Source organism: Variovorax sp. GW821-FHT09D04 (genome assembly GCF_059416405.1).
In genome coordinates, this window is record NZ_JBWKPA010000001.1 from 319404 (window position 1) to 345239 (window position 25836).

22 protein-coding genes are annotated in these 25836 nt (G+C 66.9%); 4 read left to right on the forward strand and 18 right to left on the reverse strand.

The genetic code is table 11. From position 1 onward, the window contains the following. Positions 1 to 9: 9 nt before the first annotated feature. From AC07O4_RS01530 to AC07O4_RS01545, 4 genes are read right to left on the reverse strand one after another with little or no spacing between them, the layout of a single operon-like run. A complete protein-coding gene (locus AC07O4_RS01530; protein ID WP_495303543.1) occupies positions 10 to 798 on the reverse strand; it encodes an enoyl-CoA hydratase in 789 nt (262 codons plus the stop codon). Then, the gene (locus tag AC07O4_RS01535; RefSeq protein ID WP_095745974.1) at positions 795 to 1991 is read right to left on the reverse strand and encodes a CaiB/BaiF CoA transferase family protein; all 1197 of its coding nucleotides are present in this window, start codon (positions 1989 to 1991) and stop codon (positions 795 to 797) included. The genes AC07O4_RS01530 and AC07O4_RS01535 overlap by 4 nt, the downstream gene beginning before the upstream one ends. Before the next feature lie 17 nt (positions 1992 to 2008). Further along, on the reverse strand, positions 2009 to 3403 hold the full coding sequence (locus AC07O4_RS01540; RefSeq protein ID WP_495303544.1) for an amidase: 1395 nt from the start codon (positions 3401 to 3403) through the stop codon (positions 2009 to 2011). Then, positions 3396 to 3590, reverse strand: a complete 195-nt coding sequence (locus tag AC07O4_RS01545) for a hypothetical protein (protein ID WP_070061249.1) — start codon at positions 3588 to 3590, stop codon at positions 3396 to 3398. Before AC07O4_RS01545 ends, AC07O4_RS01540 begins: the two co-directional genes overlap by 8 nt. 126 nt (positions 3591 to 3716) lie before the next feature. Between AC07O4_RS01545 and AC07O4_RS01550 the strand changes: the two genes are divergently transcribed. Next, positions 3717 to 4376, forward strand: a complete 660-nt coding sequence (locus AC07O4_RS01550) for a GntR family transcriptional regulator (protein WP_062469590.1) — start codon at positions 3717 to 3719, stop codon at positions 4374 to 4376. On the opposite strand, the gene AC07O4_RS01555 is transcribed toward AC07O4_RS01550, so the two are convergent. Beyond that, positions 4342 to 5262 carry a LysR family transcriptional regulator gene (locus AC07O4_RS01555; RefSeq protein WP_495303545.1) on the reverse strand — a complete coding sequence of 307 codons (921 nt, stop codon included), beginning with the start codon at positions 5260 to 5262 and terminating at the stop codon, positions 4342 to 4344. The genes AC07O4_RS01550 and AC07O4_RS01555 overlap by 35 nt on opposite strands. 49 nt (positions 5263 to 5311) lie before the next feature. Continuing rightward, on the reverse strand, positions 5312 to 6250 hold the full coding sequence (locus AC07O4_RS01560; RefSeq protein ID WP_495270505.1) for a cyclase family protein: 939 nt from the start codon (positions 6248 to 6250) through the stop codon (positions 5312 to 5314). A 402-nt stretch (positions 6251 to 6652) separates the two neighbouring features. On the opposite strand from AC07O4_RS01560, the gene AC07O4_RS01565 reads away from it, so the two are divergent. Next, positions 6653 to 7903: an MFS transporter gene (locus AC07O4_RS01565; protein WP_095745969.1), complete on the forward strand. Its 1251-nt coding sequence runs from the start codon at positions 6653 to 6655 to the stop codon at positions 7901 to 7903. Positions 7904 to 8098: 195 nt separating this feature from the next. Here the strand turns inward: AC07O4_RS01565 and AC07O4_RS01570 are convergent, their stop codons facing one another. From AC07O4_RS01570 to AC07O4_RS01595, 6 genes are all read right to left on the reverse strand, one after another. Beyond that, complete coding sequence (locus tag AC07O4_RS01570) at positions 8099 to 9394, reverse strand: porin (protein ID WP_495303546.1); 1296 nt, start codon at positions 9392 to 9394, stop codon at positions 8099 to 8101. Between the two features lie 73 nt (positions 9395 to 9467). Beyond that, positions 9468 to 11081 carry an AMP-binding protein gene (locus tag AC07O4_RS01575; RefSeq protein WP_495303547.1) on the reverse strand — a complete coding sequence of 538 codons (1614 nt, stop codon included), beginning with the start codon at positions 11079 to 11081 and terminating at the stop codon, positions 9468 to 9470. A 1-nt stretch (position 11082) separates the two neighbouring features. Next, complete coding sequence (locus AC07O4_RS01580) at positions 11083 to 12081, reverse strand: Bug family tripartite tricarboxylate transporter substrate binding protein (RefSeq protein WP_495303548.1); 999 nt, start codon at positions 12079 to 12081, stop codon at positions 11083 to 11085. Further along, positions 12078 to 13319: a thiolase family protein gene (locus AC07O4_RS01585; protein ID WP_495303549.1), complete on the reverse strand. Its 1242-nt coding sequence runs from the start codon at positions 13317 to 13319 to the stop codon at positions 12078 to 12080. Before AC07O4_RS01585 ends, AC07O4_RS01580 begins: the two co-directional genes overlap by 4 nt. 1 nt (position 13320) lies before the next feature. Then, the gene (locus AC07O4_RS01590) at positions 13321 to 14307 is read right to left on the reverse strand and encodes a fumarylacetoacetate hydrolase family protein (RefSeq protein ID WP_495303550.1); all 987 of its coding nucleotides are present in this window, start codon (positions 14305 to 14307) and stop codon (positions 13321 to 13323) included. A 12-nt stretch (positions 14308 to 14319) separates the two neighbouring features. After that, positions 14320 to 15114 (reverse strand): cyclase family protein, encoded by a 795-nt coding sequence (locus AC07O4_RS01595; protein ID WP_062469561.1) that lies wholly within the window; start codon positions 15112 to 15114, stop codon positions 14320 to 14322. A gap of 101 nt (positions 15115 to 15215) precedes the next feature. Between AC07O4_RS01595 and AC07O4_RS01600 the strand changes: the two genes are divergently transcribed. Continuing rightward, complete coding sequence (locus tag AC07O4_RS01600) at positions 15216 to 15902, forward strand: TetR/AcrR family transcriptional regulator (RefSeq protein ID WP_492735139.1); 687 nt, start codon at positions 15216 to 15218, stop codon at positions 15900 to 15902. Positions 15903 to 16107: 205 nt separating this feature from the next. Here the strand turns inward: AC07O4_RS01600 and AC07O4_RS01605 are convergent, their stop codons facing one another. The 4 genes from AC07O4_RS01605 to AC07O4_RS01620 form a co-directional block, all read right to left on the reverse strand. After that, a complete protein-coding gene (locus AC07O4_RS01605) occupies positions 16108 to 16467 on the reverse strand; it encodes a hypothetical protein (RefSeq protein WP_495303551.1) in 360 nt (119 codons plus the stop codon). A gap of 34 nt (positions 16468 to 16501) precedes the next feature. Beyond that, the gene (locus tag AC07O4_RS01610; RefSeq protein ID WP_495303552.1) at positions 16502 to 17209 is read right to left on the reverse strand and encodes an alpha/beta hydrolase-fold protein; all 708 of its coding nucleotides are present in this window, start codon (positions 17207 to 17209) and stop codon (positions 16502 to 16504) included. Between the two features lie 355 nt (positions 17210 to 17564). After that, positions 17565 to 19196, reverse strand: coding sequence for a gamma-glutamyltransferase (ggt, locus tag AC07O4_RS01615; RefSeq protein ID WP_495303553.1), 1632 nt, complete (start codon positions 19194 to 19196; stop codon positions 17565 to 17567). A 91-nt stretch (positions 19197 to 19287) separates the two neighbouring features. Beyond that, a complete protein-coding gene (locus AC07O4_RS01620) occupies positions 19288 to 20274 on the reverse strand; it encodes a Bug family tripartite tricarboxylate transporter substrate binding protein (RefSeq protein ID WP_082818001.1) in 987 nt (328 codons plus the stop codon). A 103-nt stretch (positions 20275 to 20377) separates the two neighbouring features. Here AC07O4_RS01620 and AC07O4_RS01625 point away from each other — a divergent pair, with 103 nt between their 5' ends. Continuing rightward, the gene (locus AC07O4_RS01625; RefSeq protein WP_495303554.1) at positions 20378 to 21346 is read left to right on the forward strand and encodes a LysR family transcriptional regulator; all 969 of its coding nucleotides are present in this window, start codon (positions 20378 to 20380) and stop codon (positions 21344 to 21346) included. A 21-nt stretch (positions 21347 to 21367) separates the two neighbouring features. On the opposite strand, the gene lhpI is transcribed toward AC07O4_RS01625, so the two are convergent. Both lhpI and AC07O4_RS01635 read right to left on the reverse strand, forming a co-directional pair. After that, entirely contained in the window at positions 21368 to 22312 is a 945-nt protein-coding gene (gene lhpI, locus AC07O4_RS01630) for a bifunctional Delta(1)-pyrroline-2-carboxylate/Delta(1)-piperideine-2-carboxylate reductase (protein ID WP_495303555.1), read from the reverse strand. A 40-nt stretch (positions 22313 to 22352) separates the two neighbouring features. Next, positions 22353 to 25820 (reverse strand): molybdopterin-dependent oxidoreductase, encoded by a 3468-nt coding sequence (locus AC07O4_RS01635; protein ID WP_495303556.1) that lies wholly within the window; start codon positions 25818 to 25820, stop codon positions 22353 to 22355. Positions 25821 to 25836 lie beyond the last annotated feature (16 nt).

Below are 25836 nucleotides of genomic sequence, written 5' to 3' on the forward strand. Positions count from 1 at the left end.
GTCATCGGTTCAGCTCCCTTCGAAATGCGGCGCGCGCCGCTCGGCAAATGCAGCCTGGCCCTCGGCGTAGTCCCGGCTGGCGAAGCACTGGCGCACCATCGCGTCGATCGCTTCCCGGGCCTGCGCTGTCGGGGGCTCCAGCGTAGCGAGAATCGCGGCCTTTGCGGCCCGCAACGCCAGCGGCGCGTTCTGGGCGATCAGCGCCACGCGTGACGCCACTTCGGCGGCGAAGATCTCGGCGTCGATGCAGTCGTTGACCAGGCCCAGGCGCATCGCCTCGGGGGCGTGGAGGCTGCGCGCCGTGTAGAACAGGTCGAAGGTGGCCGGTGCGCCCAGCAATCTCACCAGCCGCTGCATGCCCTCGAACGCGTAGCCCAGGCCGATGCGCGCGGCCGGCATGCGAAAGCGCGCGTTCGATGCGGCGAAGCGAAGGTCGCAGGCGAGGGCGATGCCCATGCCGCCGCCCATGCAGATGCCCTGGATGCGCGCCACTGTCGGCTTGGCACATTCGGCCAGCACGCGCTGGGCGGTCGCCACCGCGTGGTCGTAGGCGGCGACGGCGTCGGTGCCACTGCGCTGTTGCGCAAACTCGCTGATGTCGGCGCCCGAGACGAAAGCGGCGTCGCCTTCACCGGTGACGACAATCACGCGCACGGCGCGGTCGTCGGCCAGCACCTGTACGGATTCGGCGAGCTGCTGCCACATGGCCAGCGTCATCGCGTTGTGTTTGCGCGCATGGCTGATCACCAGGGTTCCGACCCCCGCTGCGGTCTCGGTCCGGATGTGTCCTTCGCTCATACCGCGGCCTTCGCTTGCAGCTGTTCGATGTCGGAAGGCGTGTAGCCGATCTCGGTCAGCATCTCGGTGGTGTGCTCGCCCCAGGCCGGGGCGGCGTGCGCGATGCGCGCTGGCGTGCGCGCCAGCGTGATGGGCTGCGACACCAGCCGGTAGCGCCGGCCATTGCCCGCCTCCACATCCTGCGCGATGCCCAGGTGGTTCACCTGGGCGTCCTCGAAGACTTGCGGAATCGAATAGACGGGGCCCGCGGGCACGCCGGCGCGGTTCAGCAGTTCGACCCAGTGCGCAACTGTCTGGCTCTTGAAGACCTCGGCCAGGGCCTCGTTGAGTGCCAGCCGGTGTTCGACACGCAGCTTCTCGGTGGCGAATTCGGGCACCGCCCTCAGCTGCGGAGCCTGCAGGCATTCGCACAACCGCACCCAGTTGCCTTCGCCCGACGCGCCGAGATTGAACACGCCGTCGCTGGCCTGGAAGAGGCCCATCGGGCTGCTCGTCGGGTGGTCGTTGCCTGCCTGGGCGGGCACGTCGCCGTCGTTGAGGTAGCGCGCGGCCTGGAAGTCCATCAGCGCCACCTGCGTGTGCAGCAGCGAGCCGTGCACCCATTGCCCCTGCCCGGAACGCTCGCGCTCCAGCAGCGCGATCAGGATGCCCGCTGCCGCATAGACGCCGGTGCCCGAATCGGCCACCGCGAGGCCGGCGCGCACGGGGCCCTGTGCCGGGAATCCTGTGACCGACATCAACCCGCCCATGCCCTGGATGATCTGGTCGAAGCCCGGGCGCCAGGCATAGGGACCGTCCTGGCCGAAGCCCGAGATGCTCGCGAGGATGATCCGGGGATTGACCGCGCGCAGCGCCTCGTAGTCGATGCCCAGTCGCGCCTTGACGTCGGGGCGCCAGTTTTCCACCACCACGTCGGCTGTTTCCACCAGCCGCATGAAGGCCTCGAGCCCTTCCGGCTTCTTGAGGTTCAGCGTCATCGATCGCTTGTTGCGGTTGAGGTTCTGGAAGTCGCCGCCCCAGCGGTCGGCTGCGAACATCGCCTCGTTCGGGTCGACACCCGCCGGGGGCTCGATGCGGATCACGTCGGCGCCGAAATCCGCAAGGATGCGCACGCATGTGGGGCCGGCGCGAACGCGGGACAGGTCGAGCACGCGAAAGCGCGCGAGGGCAGGGGAGGCGTTGATCTTGGGCATGGTTTCTCCGTGGGAAGTCAATGAAGCGGGGTGCTGGCGCGATGGGCGGTGCGCGCCGCGGGAATGGAAGGAGCGCCCGTCGGTGCGGCGAACTGGTGTCCGAAGGCCAGCAGCTCGGCCTCGGTGCCCGGCGCACCGATGGCCTGGATGCAAACGGGCCGGCCGCGCGCATCGGTGCCGATCGGGAACGACAACGAAGGGAGCCCGAGGTAGTTCACGAAGGCGTGATAGTGGTGAAGCGCGACCAGTTCGCGCGGGTCGAAGCGGTCGGAGGTGGTGGTCACCGCTTGCGCGTCGGGCACGCCGCGCGGCAGCGAAGGCAACAGCAGCACGTCGGCTTGCGCAAGGTGCCTGGTGACGAAGGCGTCTCGCCAGCCCGCGCGGGCTTCGCAGGCGTGCCGGTACCAGGCGGCCGGAGCGGCCCAGCCCGGCAGGAGGATCGCCTGCGTGATCGGCGCCAGCGAGCCGAGTGCGTGGCGCACGCTGTGCGCATGCGTGGCCGCGGCCTCGACGTGCAGCACGATCTGGGCAAGACACGACAGTTCGTCGAGTCCACGCAAGGACGCGCGGTGCCATGCCACCGCGTGCGAGGTGGCGCGAGATTCGAAGGCCCCGAGCCGGCTTGCAACGTCGTCGCGCAGGTCGGGCTGGTCCAGTGCCGACGCCACACGCCAGCGGCGGTGGCGCGACAGGTCTTCCTCGATGCCTTCCAGGCTGAGCAGACGCTGCGCCATCGGCGCTTCGTCGGGCAGCAGCGCCGCGAACACATGGGCCGCATCCGACACCGAGCGCGCCACCACGCCGACGGTGTCCAGCGACGGCGCCAGCTGCGACACGCCATCCGCGTCGATCACGTCGGCGCCGGGCTTGAATCCGACCACGCCGCAGGTGGATGCGGGAATGCGCACCGACCCCGCGGTGTCCGTCCCCAGCGAGGCCCGGCACAAGCCGGCAGCCACCGCCACGGCCGAGCCGCTGGATGACCCGCCGACCGCCGCCGCCGGGTCCAGCGGATTCAGCGGTGCGGGAAAGTGCGGGTTCTCCGCGGTGGCGCCGCAAGCGTACTCCGCCATCACAAGGGCGCCGAGGTAGGTCGCGCCACGCTCGGAGAGGCGTCGCAACGGGGCGGAAGGAGGGCTGGTCACCGCATCGGCCGCAGCGCCTTCCGGTCGTCCTTGCCCTGCGGCGCGCAGCCCTGTGCCGAACACATCCTTGTGCGCCATCGCGATGCCGGAGAGCGGCGCATGTGCGACCGGCCGGCTGTGTGTCGCGCGCTGGACCACGCAGCGATGGACGGCAGCGCCGCGCTCGAAGGCGTCGCGCTGCAAAGCCAGCGCTTCGTCGGCCGAGCTGGCGCCCGTGGCAATCGACCGGCGCAGCGCGGCAATGGAGGGCGTGCCCGTATCACTCATGCGCGTGCTCCACGGGGCGGATATCGAACGGCGGTGTGGTGCCGGCGGCCAGACGACTCGCCATGGGCGCCAGCCGTGCCAACGTGCGCGCCGCGCGGACCTGAAGTCCGGGTGCGGCATCGATGCCATGCAACTGCAGGCTCAGCGTGACCCATGTCTTCCATGGCTCGAGGGTGGGGTCGGTCAAAGCGGTCTCCTGGCACCGTGCGCTCTCTCTGGAGCAGGTAAAATTAAAAGATGGATGAGGCCTATAAATATATTTATAACTCACAAAAATGTTTTATTCAATCGTTGTTTTACGGGAGCTCGCCCCATGAAAACCGCTGAACGCATCCGCCTTGCGGTCGAGGAGTCCATCCGCGACGGCACGCTCTTGCCTGGAGACACGGTGGACGAACAGGCGCTGATGACGGCCTACGAGGTCTCGCGCACGCCGGTGCGCGAGGCGCTGCTTCAGTTGCAGGCCCAGGGGCTGGTGGAAAGCCTGCCGCGTGGCGGCATGGTCGTCGCGAAGATGGACATGACCCAGCTGCTGGCCATGTGGGAGCTGCTGGCCGAGCTCGAGGGCCTGTGCGTGCGGCTGGCCTGTGAGCGCATGACGCCCGAAGAGCGGCTCGACCTCGCCAAGTCGCACGAGCGCGCCGCCGCCGCGGTCAAGAAAGAAGACGTCAAGGCCTGGCAGGAGCACAACAGGCGCTTCCACGAGGCGCTTTACCAGGGGGCGCGCAATCCCTACCTGCGCCAGGAAATCCTGCGGATGCGTTCGCAGACGGGCGCCTACAGGCGCCACGCCTTTGCCGCGTTCGGTCGCCTCAAGTCGTCATGGGAGCAGCATTCCAAGCTGCTCGACGCGATTCAGCGGCGCGATGCCAGGGCGGCGGCCGAACTGATGGTCGAGCACATGAGCCCCGGCCAGGGCTCGACCAACTTCGCGTCGTTCATGGCGGCGCTGCCGAAGGAACTGATGGGGTGAGCGGCGGCAACTGCTGCTTCAGGAAGGTGACCAGCGCGTGCACCTTCAGCATCAGGTGGTCGCGCGTCGGGTAGACCGCAAAGAGGCGCCGAGGCGGCGCCACGTAGGCGTCGAGCGCGGTCTGCAACGAGCCATCGGCCAGTGCATCCTTCACCATCACCGACGGCACCAGGCCCAGCCCGACGCCCCGGCGCATCGCGTCGATCAGCAGCAGGCTGTTGTCGGCGCGGAACGTGCCGCTCACCCGCACACGCGCGCGCCCGTCCGGTCCGTCGAACACCCATTCATCGCGGTCGTCGCCCAACAGGTACTGCAGGCAGTTGTGGCCCGACAGGTCGGCGGGTGTCGAGGGCCGGCCCTGGCGCTCCCAATAGGCGGGTGCGGCGCACACCACGCGGGCCAGGTCCATCAGCGGCATCGCGACCAGGCTCGAGTCTTCCAGCCGTGCCTGGCCGCGCAGCGCGACGTCGATGCCTTCACGCACCAGATCGACCGGCCGGTCGTTCAGCCGCATCTCGAGTTCGATGCCCGGGTGTTGCGCCTGGAACGCATGCAGATACTCGTGGAGATGCGACAGCGTGAGAGACACCGGCGCCGCCACGACCAGCCGCCCGGTCAACCCGCGGCTCACCGAGCGGACATCGGTCAGCGTGCGCTCGGTGTCTGCCAGCGTTCGCTGGCAGAAGCTGTAGAAGCGCTCGCCGGCTTCGGTGAGCTGCATGCTGCGCGTGGTTCGCGCGAGCAGGCGGCAATCGGTCCAGGCTTCCAGCGACTGGATGGCCTTCGTGACGACCGAGTTCGAGAGGTTCAGCGCGCGGGCGCCCGCGGCCAGGCTGCCCTGCTCGACGACGCGGCAAAAGTACTGCATGGCAGCGTAGCGATCCATGGCGCCGAGCGTACCAGCCGACGAGGCCAACGCAGCACGCGCGAGCGTCTCAGCGCCGCAGCGGGATGGCGATGGGGCGCATCGGTGCGGCGTCGCCGCCACGCAGCTTGAGCGACGCGCCGATGAACGCGAACTCGTAGACGCGGTCCTTGGCGAGCGCTTCCAGGTTGACCAGCTCGATGATCGGCGCGCCCTGCTGTGCGAGCAGGTAGGTGTGCACCGGCACGTAGTTGTCATCGGCATCGGGCGGGAAGGTTTCAAAGCTCAGGTTGTCGGCACCCACGACCATCGCGCCACCCGACTCCACGAGAAAGCGCGCGGCATCCACGCTCATGCCCGGTGGCGAATCCATGTAGGCATCGGCCTTGTCGTAGAGCTTCATGCGGCCGGTGCGGATCAGGACCACGTCGCCGGTCTCCAGCTTCACGCGCTGCTTGTCGAGCGTCTCCTGCAGATCGGCCCGGGTGACGCGGTAGCCGGGCGCCAGCATCTCGACGCCCTTGGCGGCTGCAACGTCGATCAGGACGCCGCGGGCCACGATCGGCGGGATGGTCTCGGCGCCGGTCTTCTTCCAGCCGCGGTCGCCCAGGTGTTCGCGCGCCTCGAAGCCGTTCCAGATCTTGCCGTCGAGGCCGAAATGGTTGAGCGCGTCGATGTGCGTGCCCATGTGGGTGTACATCGAGATGGCCGCGCCGGTGTAGCTCACGTGCTTGTTCTGCGTGTGGCCAACGCCCATGGGGTCATCGACCACGGTGCCGTGCGGCGTGTGCGTCATCCAGATCTGGTAGCGCGGATCGCCGATGCCGTGCCAGCTCGGCATGCCGACGAAGTACTCGACCGACAGGTCGTACACACGCGCACCGTCCGCGCGGGAAAGCACCTGGGCCTTGGTGCTCGCGGTCATGAGGTTGAGTCGGCCGAGTTCGTCGTTCGGGCCCCACGGGCTCTTGCCCACGACGGGGGCTGCGAAGGCGAGGGTGACGCCCATTGCACCCCATAGAGACGCTGCGGCGCCGATCTTGCGTATCCATTGCGACATTGAAAACTGCTCCATTTCGTTCGGTTGCTTGGTTGGCTAGGCACGCACTGCGCGGTGCCAGGTGCTGACCTTAGGAGGAACGAAGTCGCGCGGAAACCGCGCCGGCGGCAAAGGTCCTTTCTCGATTCGCGAACGATGAAACCGGCGGAGACAGATCCCACGGAGGGTAACTACCAATGTGCGATGGAATGCCTATAAATATATTTATAAACATTATGCGTACACCATGAAGGGCGACGCATTCCTGGAGTTCTGTCATTGAAGAAAAAGGAAACTGCTGTGGACGCTACCTCTGTCTCATCCCTCGCGCGGCCTTCGGCCGGCGCCCATTCCCTCTCGGACCACGACCGCATGCATCGCAAGATCGCATGGCGGTTGGTGCCGTTCCTGGTGTTCCTGTTCCTGCTGGCGTGGATCGACCGCGTCAACGTGGGCTTCGCCAAGCTGCAGATGCTGCAGGACCTGCAGTTCAGCGAAGCGGTCTACGGGCTGGGTGCCGGCATCTTCTTCATCGGTTACTTCCTGTTCGAGGTGCCGAGCAACCTGCTGCTGCAGAAGATCGGCGCGCGCAAGACGCTCGCGCGCATCACGATCCTCTGGGGCCTCACGTCGATGGCGATGATCTACGTGGAAACGCCCACGTCCTTCTATGTGCTGCGCTTCCTGCTCGGCGCATTCGAGGCCGGATTCTTCCCGGGCGTGATGCTGTACCTGACGTACTGGGTGCCGGCGCATCGCCGCGGCAAGATCAACGGGCTCTTCATGACCTCGTTTGCCATCGCGGGCGTCGTCGGTGGGCCGCTCGCAGGGCTGATCATGAGCGGCATGGAAGGCGTCGCGCCGTTTCGAAACTGGCAGTGGCTCTTCTTGCTCGAAGGCATTCCTTCGGTGCTTGCCGGCTTCGCGGTGCTGGCCTGGCTGCCGGACCGGCCCCAATCCGCACGCTGGCTGACCGAGGCCGAGAAGCACGCGCTGGCCGCCGAACTGCAGAAGGAGAACGCCGACGTCCCCAAGCAATCGAGCTTCGGCCGGGCGTTGCGCAACCCCATGCTGTGGCTGTGCACCGCCGCCTATTTCTGCATCGTGAGCGGCAACGCCACCATTGCGTTCTGGACGCCCTCGATCGTCAAGGAGCTGGGTGTGAAGGGCACGCTGAACATCGGCCTGCTGTCGGCCATTCCGTTCATTTTGGGAACGGTCGCGATGGTGCTCAACGGCATGCATTCGGATGCCACCGGTGAGCGGCGGCGGCACTGCGCCTATGCGACGCTGATCGCCGGCGTCGGGCTCGTGGCCACCGGCGTGTTGATCGAGCAACCTGTGTTCGCCATGGTCGCGTTGAGCTTCGCGACCATCGGCATCCTCGCCGCCTTTCCCGTGTTCTGGTCGATCCCCGCTTCCTTTCTCACGGGCACCGCTGCGGCGGGGGGTATCGCTTTCATCAACTCGGTCGGCAACCTGGCGGGGTTCGCTGCGCCCTTCACGATGGGGTGGCTGAAGACGTCGACGGGAAGCGTGGCCGCGGGCCTCTATGCGGTCGCGGGACTGGAGATCATCGCGACGCTCGTGCTGTTGTATGCGATGCGCAATCGAGCACGCTAGACAGTGATGCATCGCTCCTTCTGGATCCTTGCCGTTGCACCGCATGCGCCTTGTGAGTCAAGGAGCGTTGCCCTTCCGGGGCGGAAGAGACGGCCCCTGTGCGGGCCTTCTCTTTGCCCGGCAAGCGCGCAATGCCGCAGTACTCGAAAGTTCCGGGCCGACGACCGGAACCGTCCGCAGCGCGAGTCAGAGCCCTCAGAAGGCGTGCCGAATGCCCATGTCGTAGCCGGTGGTGCTCGAGGGGACATAAGGTGCGCTGATCCCGGCAACGCCGTTCGCAAACCTCACCCCGCCTCCGGGACTGATGGCCATCGCCGCATTCACGGACCCGTTCCACTTCATCTTGGTTCGCGCAACAGTGGCATAGAGCGCGGTGCGCTTTGACAGGTTGTGCACATAGCCGACGGCGAACTTCTCGATCCTGGCGTCGTTGTCTTGCAGCCATGTCGTGGGATTCAAGGCATTCACCGTACGGGGAGAGGCGTAGTTCACGCGCGAATAGGACGCACGGATCAATCCAGGCCCGACCGGGGCCGTGATGCCGATCAAGCCGCCGGTGTACTTCCCATTGCTCTCGTTCCTGAAGGGATGCGGAATGCCGCCGATGTTGGCTACGTTCATCTTGCTGCGCTCATCCCTGATCTGCGACAACTGGCCGAACAATTTGACGACATCGAAATCGTAGGAGACCCCAGCGTTGAGGATCTTCAAACGGTCCTTGTCGAATCCGCTGAGATCGTCCTTGGTGTCTTCCTGGTAGGCGATGGCCAGGTTGAGCGGTCCACGTTGATAGCCGAACCGCCCCCCGACGTTTCGCCCTCCCTTGCTCGGACTGTGGCTCACGCCACTCTGCTTCGGGTTCTCATGCAGCGAGTACATGACCTGGCCGTAGAACCCGCCAAGATGGCCCGGCAGGAAATAGCCGACGCTGTTGGAGGCGCGAACGTAGTTGTCAAAGGGCATCAGGTTCGCGGGCGACTTTCCGTGGCTGGTGGTGAGCCCCGTGCCGATCGGATTCCATAGGTTCGCGCCAACCCCGACCGTACCGAAGGGATCGAAGACCGTCAGATTCCAATAGGTCGGTACATAGTCCCGGCCCAGGCGCACTTCGCCGAACGGCCCCGACAGGCTGACCGTCGAGCGGCGGTCGAAAACGCCAAGCCCCTGGGCTCCGTCGTCCGGTGTGAGTGTGGATTCCAGCCAGAAGCCTGCAGCAAGCCCGCCGCCCAGATCCTCCTGTCCGCGAATGCCCAAGAGAGAAGGGGTGTGCGCGCCCGACGCGAGCTTCGTGGCGGCTTGCGAGATGGATGCCGGCGCTGCCAGCGACCACCAAGGCAGGCCTGCGGACAGCACGCTCTTGGTCTGGTAGTGGCTCACCGAGATGTCAATGACGCCGAAGAGCGTCACAGAAGACTGCGCCCAGCTCGAAGGCCCGATGAACAGCGATGCAAGTGAGATGGGAAGAAAAAGCTTACGCCCGCGGTTGTGCATGAATGTCTCCTTCGTTGTTGTTGATTGCGCAGGGGGAAAACGGCCTGCCGCCGCCTGCGCCCAGGTCTTGTGTCTAGGCTGAGGGCGCCTCGAACACGGTCGCGACCGTCCCGTCGCGCAGCCATTCCTCCAGAACCCGCGCCAACGGCTTTTCCGACGCGGTCTTGGGGATCGCTTCGATGGCCATCAGCCGTCCGGGAAGGGCGTTCTTCGACAGCGTCTCGCGCAAACGCGCATGGAGCACCGAAAGGTCCAGGTCGGCGCGATGCGGGACAACGGCTGCGACGACATCGCGTTCGCCAGGCGCCCCCGAGGCCGCTGCCGTGCCGAACACAAACGCATCGCGGACCAGTCCGGTGTCCGCGATGGCTTTCTCGATCTGCGCCGGGTCGATGAATTCGCCGTTGCGGCGAATGCCATGGCCGCGGCGGTGCTCGAAGTAGAGCCAGCCGTGCGCATCGGCGCGCACGATGTCGCCGGTCCAGAGCCAACCGTCCTTGCCTTTGCTCTGCGAGGCCTGCGGGTCTTCGAAGTACGCGATGTCGAAGGGCGCGCCGCTGGCCGGCCGGAACGCCAGTTCGCCCGGCGTGCCCGCAGGCGCATCGCTGCCGTCTTCGGCAACGATGCGGACGGAGAACGCCGGGTGCGGGCGGCCGATGCTGCCGATCGGACCTTTCCCGAAAGGGTTGACCGTCAGCCCGCCTTCGGCGGTGCCGTAGAACTCCAGAACATGGACGCCGAAGCGCTGCTCGAAGTCACGCCAGATGGCCTGCGGCATGCCCGCGGCGACGACGAAGCGCACGACATGATCCCGGTCGCTGGGCGACGGCGGCTCGCAATAGACGGCGGTGGTCATGCCGCCCAGCAGGGTGAAGGCGGTGCACCGGTGTCGACGCACGATCTCCCACAACCGCGATTTGGTGAAGCGGCGCGACATGACGCAGGCGATCCCGAGCCTCAGGGCTGCACCCAGCGTGACCAACTGGGCATTGGCGTGCGTCAGCGACAGGCCGGAGTAGAGGCGATCGTCGCCGGTGTAGCCGAAGGCGGACGCCGCAAGTGCCGCCGTGTCGACGAAGCGGCGGTGGGTGATCACGATCCCCTTCGGCTCTCCGGTCGTGCCGGAGGTGAAGAGAATCTGCATGGGGTCATCGGGATCGACGGGCGTGAAGTGCGCCGAGGGGAGGTCTGCCTGTGTGTGGCGGGCCAGCAGTTGCGCGTAGTCCAGCGCTTCGCAGGCGCGCGGCGCATCTGCCGCAAGTTCGCCCGAGACCACACGCACGACCCAGCGCAGGTGGGTGGCGCGCGATCGAATCTGCGCGACCGCAGCGGCGGCATAGTCCGCCGCGATCACACCCACGCAGTGCGTGCGATCGATCAGTGCGGCGAGCCTGTCGCCTTGCGCCCGCGCATCGATCGGTACCAGCACCGCCCCGAGGTGCGCGGCCGCCACCATGGCTTCGACGAACTCGGGGTGGTTCGCCATCACCAGCGCAATGGCGTCGCCACGTCGGATGCCCAGGCCTTGCAGGGCCCGGGCCAGCGCCAGGCCGTTCTCGTGCAGTTGCAGGAAGCTGCGCTGCTGCTCGGGCAAGGCCGGGCCCGCCTCGAACGTGAGGGCGATCGCATGGGGACGTGTGCGCGAATGGTGGCCGACGAGATCGGCCAGGGTCTTGAAATCCGTCATGTCAGTCCGCCTTGATGCCCGTCTTGTCGATCAGGGCCTTCCATTGCGCCGTCTCTTGCGCCGTCAGCGCAGCCAGTTCGGCCGGCGTCGAGCCCTCGGGTGTCAGGCCGAGTTGCAACAGATGGCTTCGGAATGCGTCGCTCTTCAGGATCTGCTGCACTTCGGCGTTGAGTCGCACGATGACCGGCGCGGGCGTGCCCGCCGGTGCCCACAAGGCGTTCCAGCCGCTCAGCTCGAATCCGGGCAGGGTCTCCCGGACCGTCGGCACTTGCGGCAGGACGGGGAGTCGCGTGGGTGTGGTCACCGCCAAGGCCTTGACGCGACCGCCGCGAACGAGCGCCAGCGCCGAGGCCTGGGGCTCGAGCCGGACCTGCACGCGCCCCGCCATCAGCTCGGTGTTGGCATTGGCGCCGCTGCGGTAGGGCACATGCAGCAGATCGATGCCGCACTGCGCCTTGATCAGCTCCATGCCCAGGTGGAATGCGCTGCCGTTGCCCGTGGAGGCATAGGCCAGCTTGCCGGGCTCGCGCTTGGCCAGGGCAATCAGCGACGGGAGATCGGAGGCCGGCAGGCCACTGTGAGCGAGCAGCACATACCCGCCGCGCGCGACCAGGCTGATCGGCGCCATGTCCCTGGCCGGGTTGTAGGGAAGCCGCGGGTAGAGGTGCGGGTTCATCGTCGCCACCTGGTTCATGGCGTAGAGCAGCGTGTGCCCGTCGGCGGGCGCCTTGAGCGCCTTGTCGGTGCCGATGATCCCCGAGGCCCCCGGCATGCCTTCCACATAGACGGGGTTCGACAGGCGTGCCGACAAAGCTTCGGCGATCAGACGAGCCACGATCTCGGGTGCGCTGCCGGTGGTTGCGGGCACGATGATCTGGATCGGCTTGGATGGCCAGGCCGCCGTGGCGGCTCTGGCAGCGTTGTCGGCAAGGCCGGACAAGCCCAAGGCGAGCGATCGCCCGAGGAGAGTGCGTCTGGAATACATGGTGGCGTGCTTCATGTGCGTTGTGCAGCCCGTTCAAGAATGGTGATGGTTGCGGCCGCTTCCTCGTGGCCCAGGAAGCCGCCGCCGTTCTCGGCGAGGGCCAGGCGCGCATTGGCCACCTGTCGCCCGCCGGCCTCGCCGCGCAATTGCAGGACGAGCTCATGGATCTGCATCAGGCCGGTGGCGCCGATGGGATGCCCCTTCGACTCCAGTCCTCCCGAGGGGTTGACCGGCCGACGGCCGCCCAGTGCGGTGTGGCCATGCTCCGCGAGCCATCCGCCCTGGCCGGGTTCGCACAAGCCCAGGTGTTCGCACTGGACGATTTCTCCGAAGGCCGTGGCGTCATGGACCTCGCTCACGTCGATGTGCTCAGGCCCGACGCCCGCATCAGCGTATGCGCGCAGTGCCGCGCGGCGGCTGATGGGCGTCTCGCTTCCGCCGGCGCGTGCCGACCCGCTGGCCAGAACGCTGGCCCGCACGCGCACCGCACGCTTCGCATCGAAGCGCTCCAGGGCGTCCTCGCGCACGATCAACGCTGCAGCCGCGCCATCGCCGATCGGCGCGCACATCGGCAGAGTCAGGGGCCAGGTGATGGCGCGCGCCGCGAGCACCTCGTCGACCGACATCGCGACGCGATGCTGGGCCAACGGGTTGTGCACGGAGTGGCTGTGGTTCTTGGCGGCCACATGGGCCAGCTGCCGCTGCGTGGTGCCGTGGCGTGCCATGTGCGCGCGGGCCAGGGCCGCATAGATGTCCATGAAGACGCTGCGTTGCTGTGCGACGGGGGCTTGTGTGGGGTCCTCACCAGCTTGTTGTGCGAGAAAGCGCAGCAGTGCCTCAGGCCTTTCGGCGTCATGGGCGCCATCGAAGATGGAAAAGGTGCGGGCCTTGTCCGGGTGCGACAGCTTCTCCGCCCCCACCGCCAATGCGACGTCACACAGTCCGGCGCGCAGATGGGCGCAGGCGAGGTAGAAGGCGGTCGACGCACTGGCACATGCGTTCTCGACGTTGATGATCGGAATGCCATCCAATCCTGCCTCGCGCAGCGCCACCTGACCACCGATCATGTGCTGTCCCTGCAGCAGCGACTGGCCGACGTTGGCAAAGAACGCGGCACCCACCTGGTCGGCCGTCGCACCAGCGTCGGCCAGGGCGAGATCGATGGCCTGGCGGGCCATCGTGCGCAGCGCAACGTCCGCGAAGCGGCCCGTGGGCGTGCTGCCCACGCCCACGATGTACAGCGGAACCGTCATCTCAGGCCTTCGCTGCCGCGGCGGGCGCTGCCGTGCGGCGGATCCGGTTGCGCAGCGTGCCGATGCCCTGCGCCTCGAGTTCGATGACATCGCCATCGCGCAGCAGCCGGCCGGTCTCCACGCCACAGCCACCTTCGAAGGTGCCCGAGGCGAATAGTTCGCCAGGGTGCAGCGTGCACGAGCGACTGGCATAGCTCACGATGTCCTCGAAGGTCAGCTGCATGTCGGCGGTGCTGCGGGTGGTCTGGACGAGGCCATTGAGCCTCGACTGCACCTGCAGCTGATAGAGGTCGGGGATCTCGTCCAGCGTGGCGATGCAGGGGCCGATGGCATAGGCGCCGTCGAAGTCCTTGCTCTTGCCGGCCGGACTGCCTTCAGCCACTTGCGTATCCCGCGCGGTGAAGTCGTTGAACAGCGTGACCCCGAAGATGTGGTCGCGTGCTCGCGACACGGGGATGTCCTTGCCACCCGCGCCGATGACGACGGCCAGTTCGAGTTCGTAGTCCAGCGATTCGGCGAAACCCGGCCAGGCGATCTCGGCATCCGGCCCGGTCATGTTGAGCGGATTGCCGGTGTAGAAGCGAGGCACGGTGAACCAGTTCGGGGGCAACTCGAGCGAGCCATCGGCTTGTGCGGCGGCCATGGCGGCCTCCGGGTCGGCTGTTCGGGCGGCCAGTTGCTCGGCGCGTCGCCGCAGGAAGAACCTGGGGTGCTCGATCATGGTTCCCCAGTCCCGGATCAGCGGCGGATTGGGCAGCGGGGGAAGCAACGCGGCGCCGGCCAGGGACTCTGCAGCGCCGCCGTGCTTGGCGACCTGCGCACGCGCAAGGTCCCAGGATGCAGGGCCTGCGCGCAGGAAAGCCAACGCAGAGCCGAAGGCCTCTTCGCCAGGGTGGCGAGCCGTGAGGTCCAGCACGCCGTCGACGCCGATGAGGGCACCGAGGCGAGATGCGTCAAAGCCCTCACGCACGAAAGTCACGATACGCATTGAAGTCGCTCCTCAGTTGGACAGGAAGGCCACGGCACGGGCGGGGGCGGCGCTGGCGCGTGCCAGCTTCAACGGGAAGAAGCCGACGTGGAAGCCGCGAAGCGGCAAGGCGCCGAGGTTGCACAGTTGCTGGACGATGAAGGCCTCCTTCTCGCGGATCGCCTTGTGGCCGTCCCACAGCTGCTGCTTGTCGCCCGTTTCCTTGAAGGCCTGGGCCATCACGGCGAAGGGACGATCCCATCCGACCGCGTCCGTGCCGAGCACGGTGGCGCCTTGCTCCGACAGGAACAGCGTGCCTTCGCGGCTCATCCCCGGGTACTGAAAGAAGGCCGGCTCGCCCAGGCGATATCGCTCTTGCCCGGTCCGGATCAGCACGGCGTCGCCGGGACGGATGGGCTCGCCCACTGCGGACAACGCCTGGCGAAGCGCATCGACCGGGATGGCCTGCCCAGGCTGCGCCCAAGGGCGCACATCGAGCACCTTGCCGGGGCAGAAGAGCTCGTTCAGTTCGACCTGGTCGATGGTGCGTGAGGTTCGTCCCTCGCAGGTCGATCCGCTGTGCAGCGGTGCGTCCACGTGCGTGCCGCAATGCGACGACATGTCGTTGAGCACCTCCGAACCCCAACCCTCGCCGTCGGGCAAGTCATCGTGGCTGCAGCCGAAGAAGTGGCAGAAGCGGTCGCGGCCGTCCGGCGTCGCCGGGTGGGAATAGTCCACCCGGGGCGCCACCACGCCCGCGGCGGCGGCCATGGCGGGAGGAAGCAGATCGCGGTCGTGCGGGTCCAGCGTCGAGGACAGATCGATCAATCTCATGAAGTCTCCTTTAAGTCATACGTACGTATAAATATACAACTGTATGATTTCAAGGATTGGCTGTCAACGAACTTCAATACCTCGCCACTTCCCCCATGCCCAAGCCCACCGCAGCGAAAACCGCCGTCTCTTCGAAGCGGCAGGCGCTTTCCGACACCACCGCAAACCAGATCCTCGACGCCGCCGAGGCCCTGTTTGCTGCACATGGCTACGGGGGCACCAGCATGCGAGCGATCGCGGAGCGGGCCAACGCCAACCTGGGAGCCTTCCACTACTACTGGGGATCGAAGCAGGCGCTGTGCAAGGCCGTGCTGGAGCGCCGCCTGGGGCCGGTGATGAAGGAGCGCAAGGAGCGCCTGGATGCATTCGAGGGTCGGAAGGTCCCGTTGCGAGACATCCTGCGGGCCTCCATGGCGCCCTCACTGCTTGTCGCGGGAGCCAGTGTCCAGGAGCGCGAGTCGTTCCGTGCGTTCTATGGCCGCATGTTGATGGACCCTGCCGATGAAGTGCATGCGCTGACAGCATCCATCGTGGACGACTTCGCGCGACGCTTCGTGGATGTCGTGAGCCACGAGCTTCCTCACTTGAGCAGCGAAGAGTTCTACTGGCGCGTCATCTTCGTCTACGGCGCCTTCTTCTATGCGCACAGCACGCACACGCGGGTGCAGGCGCTGTGGCCCGAGAAGCTGCAGCAGACCAGCATGGAGGCCGGCGTCGACTTCCTGGTGAACTTCATCGAGGCGGGCCTGAAGGCAAAGCCGGCGCCCAGGTCCGCGGGTTGACGGGCCACCTGACAGACAAGCGTCTGGGGGGGCAGCACTGAGATACGTGATTCGAATGTTCCGGTCGCGCTGGCGGCCATGGCACTGCTCGTCCGAAACAAGAGGCCGGAGCGCCAATAACAGGACCCTGCACGAACACCGGCCGCAGTGATCGAGATCGAAAGCGACCCGATCAAATGACGCTCAGGAAATGCGACTTCGCTCTCTACGCCGCGTATTCCGGCATGCCACCAGCACCAAATGCGACACCGCGCTCTTCCAGCTTCTCGCGCGCGGCGTGGTGCACCACGCCGCGTTTGCGCGTGTCGGACTCCAGCAGCCTGCGCAACGTGGCCTGGCTGACATTGGCATTGCGCACCACTTCCATGCGGACGCCCCAGAACTTGTCATTCGCAAAACGATCCAGGATCTCTTCGTCTGCATCCGAGTTCATGGCCGCCACGGCGCGTATGGCCTGATTGGGATCAGTCAAGAAGGGCTCGAGCTCAACCGCATTGGCCGCTCCACTGGCAGCGATGTAACGAAGCGCCTCTGCAGCTTTCTGTTCAGTTGTCTTTTTGACCATTGCGCTCTCAAAGTGATGAAGCTCACCGAGCTTCTCATGCGCAATGGTTGATGCATCCGAATTCCGGCTGCCCGGGTCGGATATGCGGCCATGAATCCCGCAACAATCTTCGCGAGCTGTGGGGGACGAAACGACTTTTCTCCAGCTTTCGGCTCAAGCCGGCGACGGGCGCGCAGCCAGTGCCAATGGGGCGGCAGGGATGCCGCCAGCATCGGGCCATGAGGCATGCCGGGAAAGGTGAGGTACTGCGCACGCACGCCTGCGCGGTCGAGTCGTCCCGCCAGGTCCCGGCCAGCCTGCGGTGGCACGGCGGCACGCTGGTGTCGCAGGCGTTCGGCGCGCGCCGCGCTGACACCTGCAGGAGATGGCGCGGCAGGACTCTCGCCTTCGGTCGAGGCGCCCTGCATGAACAACAGCATGGTCTCGCGTCCCGCCGGCAGGGGGCGGGGTGTTCGGCCTCGCGCAGGATGAAGCCGTCCTGCCACCACAACGAGGGGTCCGCCGCCGCGCAGCGCGAGAAGAACTGCGGCCGGCGCAACAACGCGTGCAGCGCGAACAAACCACCGTACGAGTGTCCCGCACAGCGTGCGGCGTCGCGGATCCAGCGGTGCGCGCGCCGCCAGGGCCGGCACCGCTTGGGCGACGATGAAGTCGAGAAAATGATCGGCGCCGCCGCCTGGTCGGCCAGGTTCCTCGTCGTCCCAGGTCGGACCGTCCGCGCGCACCGACGGCGTGTAGTCATCGGCGCGCATCGCCACGTCGAAACGCAGATCACTGTCGGGGCCGATGGCCAGGATCATCGGCGCGTCGCCGCGAGCGCTCAGTGCATCGAGTCGTGCATTGCCGAGCGAGCAGGCGGCAGTTGCTGCGATCGCACAGGAAATTTCAGGTCAAGGGGAGTTCCAATGCGGTCTACGACAGGCCGTTCTACGGACCTGCCTGTCGGGATCGTCCTTCAAGCAGGCATCGGCGGCCCCCGAGTCCGGCGGCGGAAATCGCTGCAAAGCAGACAAGCGCGACTGGCTACATGCAAAGAAGGCGGGATGAGAATGAGCTTCTCACAAGCCACACAGTCGATAGCTGAAAACGGTGGCCGATCAGTGCGCAGGATCCATGCGCAGCCGGTACGCCACGCCATCGCGGCCAGGGTCGGCGCCGCCATGCAGGCCGTCGGCCTGTACCTGCACGCCGTGCACCCAGCCGATGGTGTAGTTGTACGGGTTGCGGCCAATGGCGTAACCCTGCGCTTCCAGCGCGCGCGTGGTGGAGCGCGGAATGCGGTTGCACACGTCGATGGCGTTGCTGGTGGACGAGAAGCGAGGTGCCGACACGGCGGCCTGCATCTCCATGCCGTGATCGATCACGTTGAGCAGCACCTGCAGCACGCCCATGGCGATCTGCGTGCCCCCCGGGGCGCCGAGCACCACGTCGAGCTCGCCGTCTTTGAAGGTCATGGTGGGGCAGGACGAAGTGAAGCGGCTCTTGCCCGGCTGGATGCTGCCGGCGCGGCCCGGACGCGGGTCGAACACGCCCATGCAGCCGTTGTACAGAAAACCCATGCCCGGGGTGATGATGCCCGAGGGCATGGCCAGCGAGTGGGTCAGGGACACGGCGTTGCCGTCGGCGTCCACCACGCTCAGGTGGGTGGTGTCGCGCGGCACGGGTGCGCCAGGGTTCACGCGCTCCACGTTGAAGCGATGGCCCGTGCGGATCTGCTCGGCCACTTCCCAGGCCATGTCCTTGGACAGGAGCTGATCCAGCGGCACATCGAAGAAATTCGGGTCGCCGATGCAGCGGTCCTTGTCGATCGTCGCCTTCTTCATGGCCTCGCACACCCGCTGCAGGTAGGCGGGGCTGTTGTGCTCCAGGCTCGCCAGATCGAAGTGCTCGAGGATGTTGAGCATCTCCAGCAGCATGGCGCCGCCGCCCGGGGGCTGGTTGGTCGTGATGGTGCGGTCGCGGTAGCGGCCCACCAACGGCGGGTTGCGCTGCACCTGATACCGGGCCAGGTCGTCGAGCGTGATCAGCGCCCCCAGCGACTGCAGGTGCGTCACCATTTTTAGCGCCAGGTCACCCTGGTAGAACGGGCGCGCACCTTCTTCAGCAATTTGGCGCAGCACGGCGGCCATGCCTTCGTTGCGCAGTGGTGCGCCGATGGGCTTGGGGCGGCCATCGGGGCGGCAGTACAGCTGGCGGCTTTCCTCGCAGTACTGCAGCCGCTCCAGGTTGCCGACGCGGCCCATGGTGGGCTCGTCGATCCAGAAGGCGTGCATGCCGGGGCGCACAAAGTAGCCGTCCGCTGCCCAGCGGATGGCGGGCTCCACCACCTGCCGCCACGGCAGGCGGCCGTGCGCCTGGTGCATGGCCTCCAGGCCCTTGAGCGTGGCCGGCGTACCGATGGACTGGGGGCCGATGTCGTTGACGCGGCCCTTGAGGATGAAACCGAAGCCGTCCTTGGTCTCGCCCTCGAGCAGGTGCTCCCACATGTTTTCCTTGGCCGCCAGCGGCGCGGGCGAATGGAAGTCGAAATATTCATGCACCTGGGCGCCCGGCAGGTAGACGGCGGCGGTGCCGAAACCTGCGATGCCGCACATCAGCGGATCGACCACGGTCTGGGCCAGCGCGGTGGCCACGGCGGCATCCACCGCGTTACCGCCCGCGCGCAGGATGTCGATGCCGGATTCGGCGGCCTCCGGCTGCGGACAGACCACCATTGCTTCTTTTTTCATGAGGTGTGATGACGAGCCCCTTGCTGCATCGGCGATACGGCAAGGGGTGAAGATGGGAGAAAAAGGGGGCGGCGCTTGTGCGGTCGCCGGCTTACTTGGCGCTGAGGTTCAGTGCCCCGAGCGTGGGCCCCCAGGCCTTGGCGTCACGCGCCGCCGTTTCCATGACCAGCGCGGAAGGGCCGGACATGGGGATCACGCCCATGCTTTTGAGCTTGGCCTGCACGTCGGGACTCTGGTGGAAGGCCGTCGTCGCCTTGTTGAGCTTTTCCACAATGTCGGCCGGCGTGCCGGCGCGCGCCACCACGGCACTCCAGCCCATGTTGTCAAAGCCCTTCACGCCCAGCTCGCCCAGGGTGGGCACATCGGGCAGCTCAGGGGTGCGTTGCGGCGACAACACGGCCAGTGGATTGAGCTTGTGGTTCTTGATGTGGGGCAGGGCGGTGCCATACACCGGTGCCATCACCTCGGTTTGTCCGCCAATGGTGGCCAGGATGCCGTCGGCCTCACCCTTGTAAGGGATGTGGGTCATCGAAATGCCCAGGGCATTGGACACGAGCTCGACCGCCAGGTGGGTGGAGTTGCCCAAGCCGGCGGACGCGAAGTTCAGCTTGCCGGGTGCCGCCTTGGCTTTTTCCGTCAGATCCTTGAGCGTCTTGATGCCCGTGGCCGGGTTGGCCGACAGCACGAACGGCACCGTCGTCAGCATGGTCACGCCAACAAAATCCTTCTCGGGGTTGTAGGGCAGTGGCTTGTAGGTGAACTGATTGAGCACCATCAGCGACACGCTGCCCAGCAGCAAGGTGTAGCCATCGGCGGGCGCATTCAGCGCGTTCTGTGCGGCAATGAGGCCGCCCGCACCGGGCTTGTTCTCCACCACGATGGTGGCGCCAATGGCCTTGCCTGCGTGTTCAGCCCACATGCGCGCGATCGTGTCGCTGCTGCCGCCCGGGGCCTGCGACACGATCAGGCGCACGGGACGACTGGGGTAGGAGGCTTGCGCGAACACGGTGGTGGCCGTGGCGGCTGCGACTGCGACACCCATCAGGATCTTGTAGACGTTCGTGATTGCTTTGGGCACAGGGATTCCTCAGAGGGTCTGTCATGGAAGATGAAGTAATTTTCATGACAACCCCTGCCATCTGCCTAGTGAAAATGCAAAATAGATGCATGAAGGTTTACTCATGATCGAGCGTTCGGAAGGCCTGTCATGGGCACGGGGCATCAAGGTCCGGCATCTGGAGTCCTTTCTGGTGCTGGACGAGGCGGGCACGCTGACCGAAGCGGCGGCGCGGCTGCACATGACGCAATCTGCCATGTCGCACTGGCTGGCAGAGCTCGAACGCGTGGCGGGCACGCCGCTGGTGGTGCGCGGGCGCAAGGTGCAGCTGACGCCTGCCGGGCATCTGCTCAAACGCCTGGCCATCACGGTGCTGGGCGATATCGCCCGCACCGGCCTCGAAATGCATGCGGTGGCTGCGGGACGCGTGCCGCGACTGAACGTGGGCAGCGTCTGGGCAGGCATCGCCGGCGGCCTGCCCGAAGCCGTGACCGCGTTCCAGCAGCGCCATGCCGATGTGGCCGTGTCCATCCACGACGGCCTGTTCGACGACCTGCTCAAAGGCCTGGACACGCGTGCCATGGATGCCGTGATCGGCGTTCTGGATGCGCGGGCGCACCAGCCGCAACTGGCGCACCACGTGCTCTTTGACGACCGGGTGAGCATCGTCATCGGCCAGGGCAGCAAGCACTGGGACCGCAACCTGCCGCTGGGCTTTGCCGACGTGCTGCGCGAGCATTGGGTGATGCCACCCCTTGGCACGCTCACTCGCATCCAGATGGATGCCTACCTCATCGAGCAACAGGCATCGTGGCTGGTGCCCAAGGCAGAAACCGCCTCGTTGGCCATGATGCAGGCGCTGCTGCAAAAGGGCGACTATGTCGGCGTGTGTGCGGAATCCATGGCGGACTACATGGCCTCGCTGGGGCTGTTCCGGAAGGTCGCCATCGATTCGAACATCCGCTTCGGCCCCATCACTGTGGTGTGGAACCGCGAGCACGTCTCGGCCACGCTCATGGACTTCATTGCCTGCCTGAAGGCGCACGCGCGGGGCTTGCCTGCTGCACACGTGCAGGAGGCGCCCAGCGCTTAGCGGCTGGGCAAGGCAAGTGTCTCAGATCGAATCGGAAGCTTCGTAGACCACCACTGCCGCGGCCAGGTCCTCCAAGGCGGTGCCCACGGCCTTGAAGACGGTCCGCCCGTCACCATCGGCGCGTCCCTGGATCCGGCCCGCGGCCAGATCGGCCAACTCCCCTGCCACATCGTCGGCGGCGAACACGCCGCGCGACAGGGGCCCGAGCAATTCGCCACTCTTTTGCAGCGCTTCCTGCGTATCGACAAACAGACGCGCACCCGCAAAGCAGGCATCGTCGGCCTCGCGCATCTGTGGCGTGAAACTGCCGATCAGGTCGAGGTGGCTGCGAGGCCGCAGCCACGCGCCCTGCACCACCGGCTGCGTGGCGAGCGTGGCACAGCTCACGATGTCGACGTCGTTCACCGCCTTGGCGAGATCCGGCGCAACGGCCGCCTCGATGTCCTGCGCGCACAGCCGCGCAGCGAGTGCCTTCGCCGCAGATTCGTCGCGGTCCCACACCACCACGCGTTCGATCGGACGCACGGCGCGGTAGGCCTCGGGAATCAGACTGCCGACACGCCCGCAGCCGACGACCAGCAGGCTGCGCACATCGGCAGGCGCGAGATAGGACGCGGCCAGGGCCGAGGCCGCAGCGGTGCGGCGCGACGTGATCTCGTTGCCGTCGATCTGCGCCAGGGGCTCACCCGTGCTGGCGTCGTACAACACATAGGTCGAGAACAGTCCGGGCAGGCCGCGTTGCGCGTTGTCCGGGAAGATGGTCACTGTCTTGATGCCCAGGTAGCGGTCGTGCTGCCACGCCGGCATGACCAGCACGGTGCGGGGCGAGGTGTGCGTCCCGGCCTGCAGCGAATGCGTGTGTCGCAAGGGCACCTCGCAGCCAGCGATGAACATCTCCCTAAGCGCCGGGATCAGGCAGTCGAAGGGCAATGCACGGCGGGTGCTTTCGGTATTGATGATTTTCATGGGGTCACGGATGGAGTCAGTTGAGTGAAAGTGCCGGCCGTTATGCCTCGAGCACCACGTCTTCGAGCGGGATGGCCTGGCAGGCCAGGCACACGGCCGGGTCTTCCGGTTCGCTGCCGTGCAGATGGCGCACCTTGCCGCTCAACAGGCGCACGGCGCAGCTCTCGCACTGGCCCACACGGCAGCCGCTGGCCATCTGCACGCCGAGCGATTCGCCAAAGGTCAGTAACGTGCCCTGCTGGGACGTCCACGTTGCGGGGGCGCGGCCTGAGCGCGCAAAGCTGACGGTGAAACGCTGGTCGCCGTCGGTGGGCGGCGTGGTGGGCGAACGGAAGACCTCATTGAAGATGTCGAAGCGCGGAACGCCCCGCGCCACGAGGCCGGCGGTCACCGCGTCCATCATGGCCGGCGGTCCGCACAGGTAGAAACGGGCGCGCTGCGCGATCAACGCGTCGTCCACCACGCTCGCGTCGATGAAGCGGTCCGACTGGTAGTCGATGCCCTGGCGCTCCTGCGGCCGTGGTGCGTTGTAGTGATCGACAACCTGCAACTGCGGCAGCCGCGCGCGGTGCTGCGCGATGCGCTCGCGAAACGCGTGGGTCGTGCCGTTCTGGTTGGCGTAGTAGAGCCAGATGGCCGGCCCCTGCGCGCCGTCGGGCAGCGATTCGAGCAGGCTGATGAAGGGCGTGATGCCGATGCCTCCCGCGAAAAAGACCAGCGGCTGCGGCGAGTGGCGCGGCAGCACGAAGCCGCCGGACGGCGCCCGCAGCGAGAGGGTGTCACCGACCTTCAACGCGCGGTGCAGATGGCTCGACACGCGCCCCTCGTGCGGCGTGCCGTCGGCCGAGCGGCCGCGCTGGTGGCGCACGGCCACGCTGTAGCTGCGCCGGCCCGGCACCTCGGCCGCGCCCGTGAGCGAGTAGGCGCGCGTGACCTGCGTGCCATCGTCCAGATGCAATTGCATCTCGATGTGCTGACCGGGTCGGTAATCGGGCAGTTCGCCGCCGTCGACTGGCTCGAAGTGGATGCCCAGCACGCCGTCGGCCTCGGGCCGCAGCGCGCTGATGCGGAAGGGGCGGTAGCCGGACCACTTGCGCTGCCGCACCTCTGTGGCCGGGTCGCGTTCGATGTCGCAGAGAAACGAGCGATGCGGCACCGAGCCGCTCACCGGGTCGCAACTGTCGGCGGATATCAGCGCGTTGAAGTTGCTGCCCAACGCGCCTTCAATCGGCAGGCCGTCGCGGTCGAGCTCGGGGCAGCTCTGCCACCAGCCGAACTCGGCCACGATGACGTCGTCCGCCAGTTGGGGCGTGACGCAGGCGACGAAGCGGGCCTCGCCCACGCGCGTGCGGATGCGCATCCAGTCGTCGTCCACGATGCCCTTGGCGGCCGCGAGCGCGGGGCTCAATTCGGCCACCGGATCGGGCGCGCGCTTGCGCAGCGAGGCCAGACTGCGGTGCTGGCTGTGGCAATAGAAGCCGTTCTTGGCCGAACTCAGCACATAGGGAAAGCGGCCCTGGCGCGTGGCCTTCGCATCGCGCGGCGTGTCTGCCGGTTCGACGAAGGTGGCGACCGGCGGCTGGCCGTGGCGCAGCAGGGTTTCGGAATAGAGCTCGACGCGTCGCGTCGGGGTGTCGAAGCCGCGCACGCCGGTGGGCGTGGCGCGGGCGTACTTCTGCTCGCTCGCGTCGATGGCGCAGGCCATGCCTTCGGGCCGGGCACGCAACTGGTCGACCGTGAGGCCGAGCGGCTCGAGCATGTGGTTCCAGCCCGCGTCGAGGCTGCCGCCGAAGAAGTCGTCGCCCATGCCCAGGCGAACGGCCAGATCGAACAGCACGTCGTTGTCGGCGCGCGATTCACCGCGCGGCGTCACCATGCGCTGGCGCAACTGCACCCAGCCGGCCGCACGATCGTCGATCTCGAAGCCGATGCGCAGGCCTTCGCGCTCCCAGGGGGTGTTGACCGGCAGCAGGATGTCGGCGTACCGGGCGGCGGGTGTTTCGAACAAGTCACAGTGCACGTGGAATTCGAGCTGCGACAGCGCCCGGTGCGCGAGCGCCGTGTCGGCCTGCGATACGGGCAGGTTGGTGCCGAAGGCCATCATCGCGCGCACCTTGTAGGGCTCGCCTTCGAGAATCGCGCGGTAGGTGTCGCGCGCCGTCACCCAGCCGTGTGCGGGAGGGCCGATCGGGCGCTGCGCCAGGCCGAGCGCCTTGGCGCGCTGCGCGTCGGGCAGCAGTGAGAGCGAGTTGACGGCGTTGACGCGCGGACCGACGCGAACGCGGTTCGCGCCGATGCGGTCGAAGCTGCCGCACAACGCATACAGCGTGGCGACAGCGCGCTCGGCTTGCGTCGCGTTGGTGTGCTGGCCGATGCCAGTCCAGGCGTGATAGGCCACGCGGCGGCAAGTGCCGAAGAGGTCGGCGACTGCGTGCAACGAAGCTTCAGCAACGCCGGTGATGCGTTCGACATTCGACGGCGTGTAGTCGGTGCAACCCTGGGCCAGCAGTTCGAAAGCTGGCGCGCACGACACGCGATGTGCGCCCACATCGATCTCGACCGCGCCGCGCAGGCGGAAGTGGGCTGCGTCCTGGGATTTCGCTGCCTGCTCGGTGTCATAGGGCACCGCGCAGGCGAGCGCGTCGTTCCAAGCCATGAAGCGGTTGCCCTGGGCATCGGGCCACAGGTCCTGCTCGCGCAGGAAGTGTCCGTTGTCGCTGCGCACCAGCAACGGTGCGTTGGTCCACGCGCGCACGAAGCCTTCGTCGAAGCGCGCGTCCGCGATCAGCAGGTGGATCAGCCCCAGCGCTAATGCGGCATCGGTGCCCGGCCGCACAGGCAGCCAGGTGTCGGCCTGCCGCGCGAGCGCGGTAGGGCGCGGATCGATCACCACCATCTTCGCCCCGTTCGCGCGGCCACGGCCGATGGCGTTGGCCTGCGCCAGCCAGGTGTTCGCTGGGTTGTGCCCCCACAGCACGATCAGTTCGGCCTGCGCGTAGTCGGCCGCGGGCATGCCGCAGCCGAAGGTGAAGGCGTGCGCGAAGTCCTTGTGCCAGTTGCAGACCTCGGTCGCGTAGCAGATGTTGGGGCTGCCGAAGAGGCGCACGAAGCGCTCGATCCAATCGATGCTGTCCGTCAGCGGCGTGCCGCTGGGGGTGGTCACTGCGAACACCACCGACTCGGCACCGCTCTCGGCCTTGATGGCGCCCAGGCGCTGCGCGGTCTCAGCCAGTGCCTCGTCCCAACCGATGCGCACCCAGCCCGGATCCGCCTCGGTCTTGGGCCTGGTGCGGCGCATCGGGTAGCGCAGCCGGTGCGGGCTGTGCACCAGTTCGGGCGCGGCCTTGCCCTTCATGCACATCGCCTGGCCGGTGGGGTGCGAAGCGTCGGGCCTCACCGACACCAGCATGTCGTCACGCACCTCGTTGAGCGTGCCGCAGCGCGAACGGCAGAGCGTGCAGTAGCCCTGCTTGGTTTGCGTGGGCGCCGTCGTCGTCATCACTTGCATCCGGTATCTGCGTGAC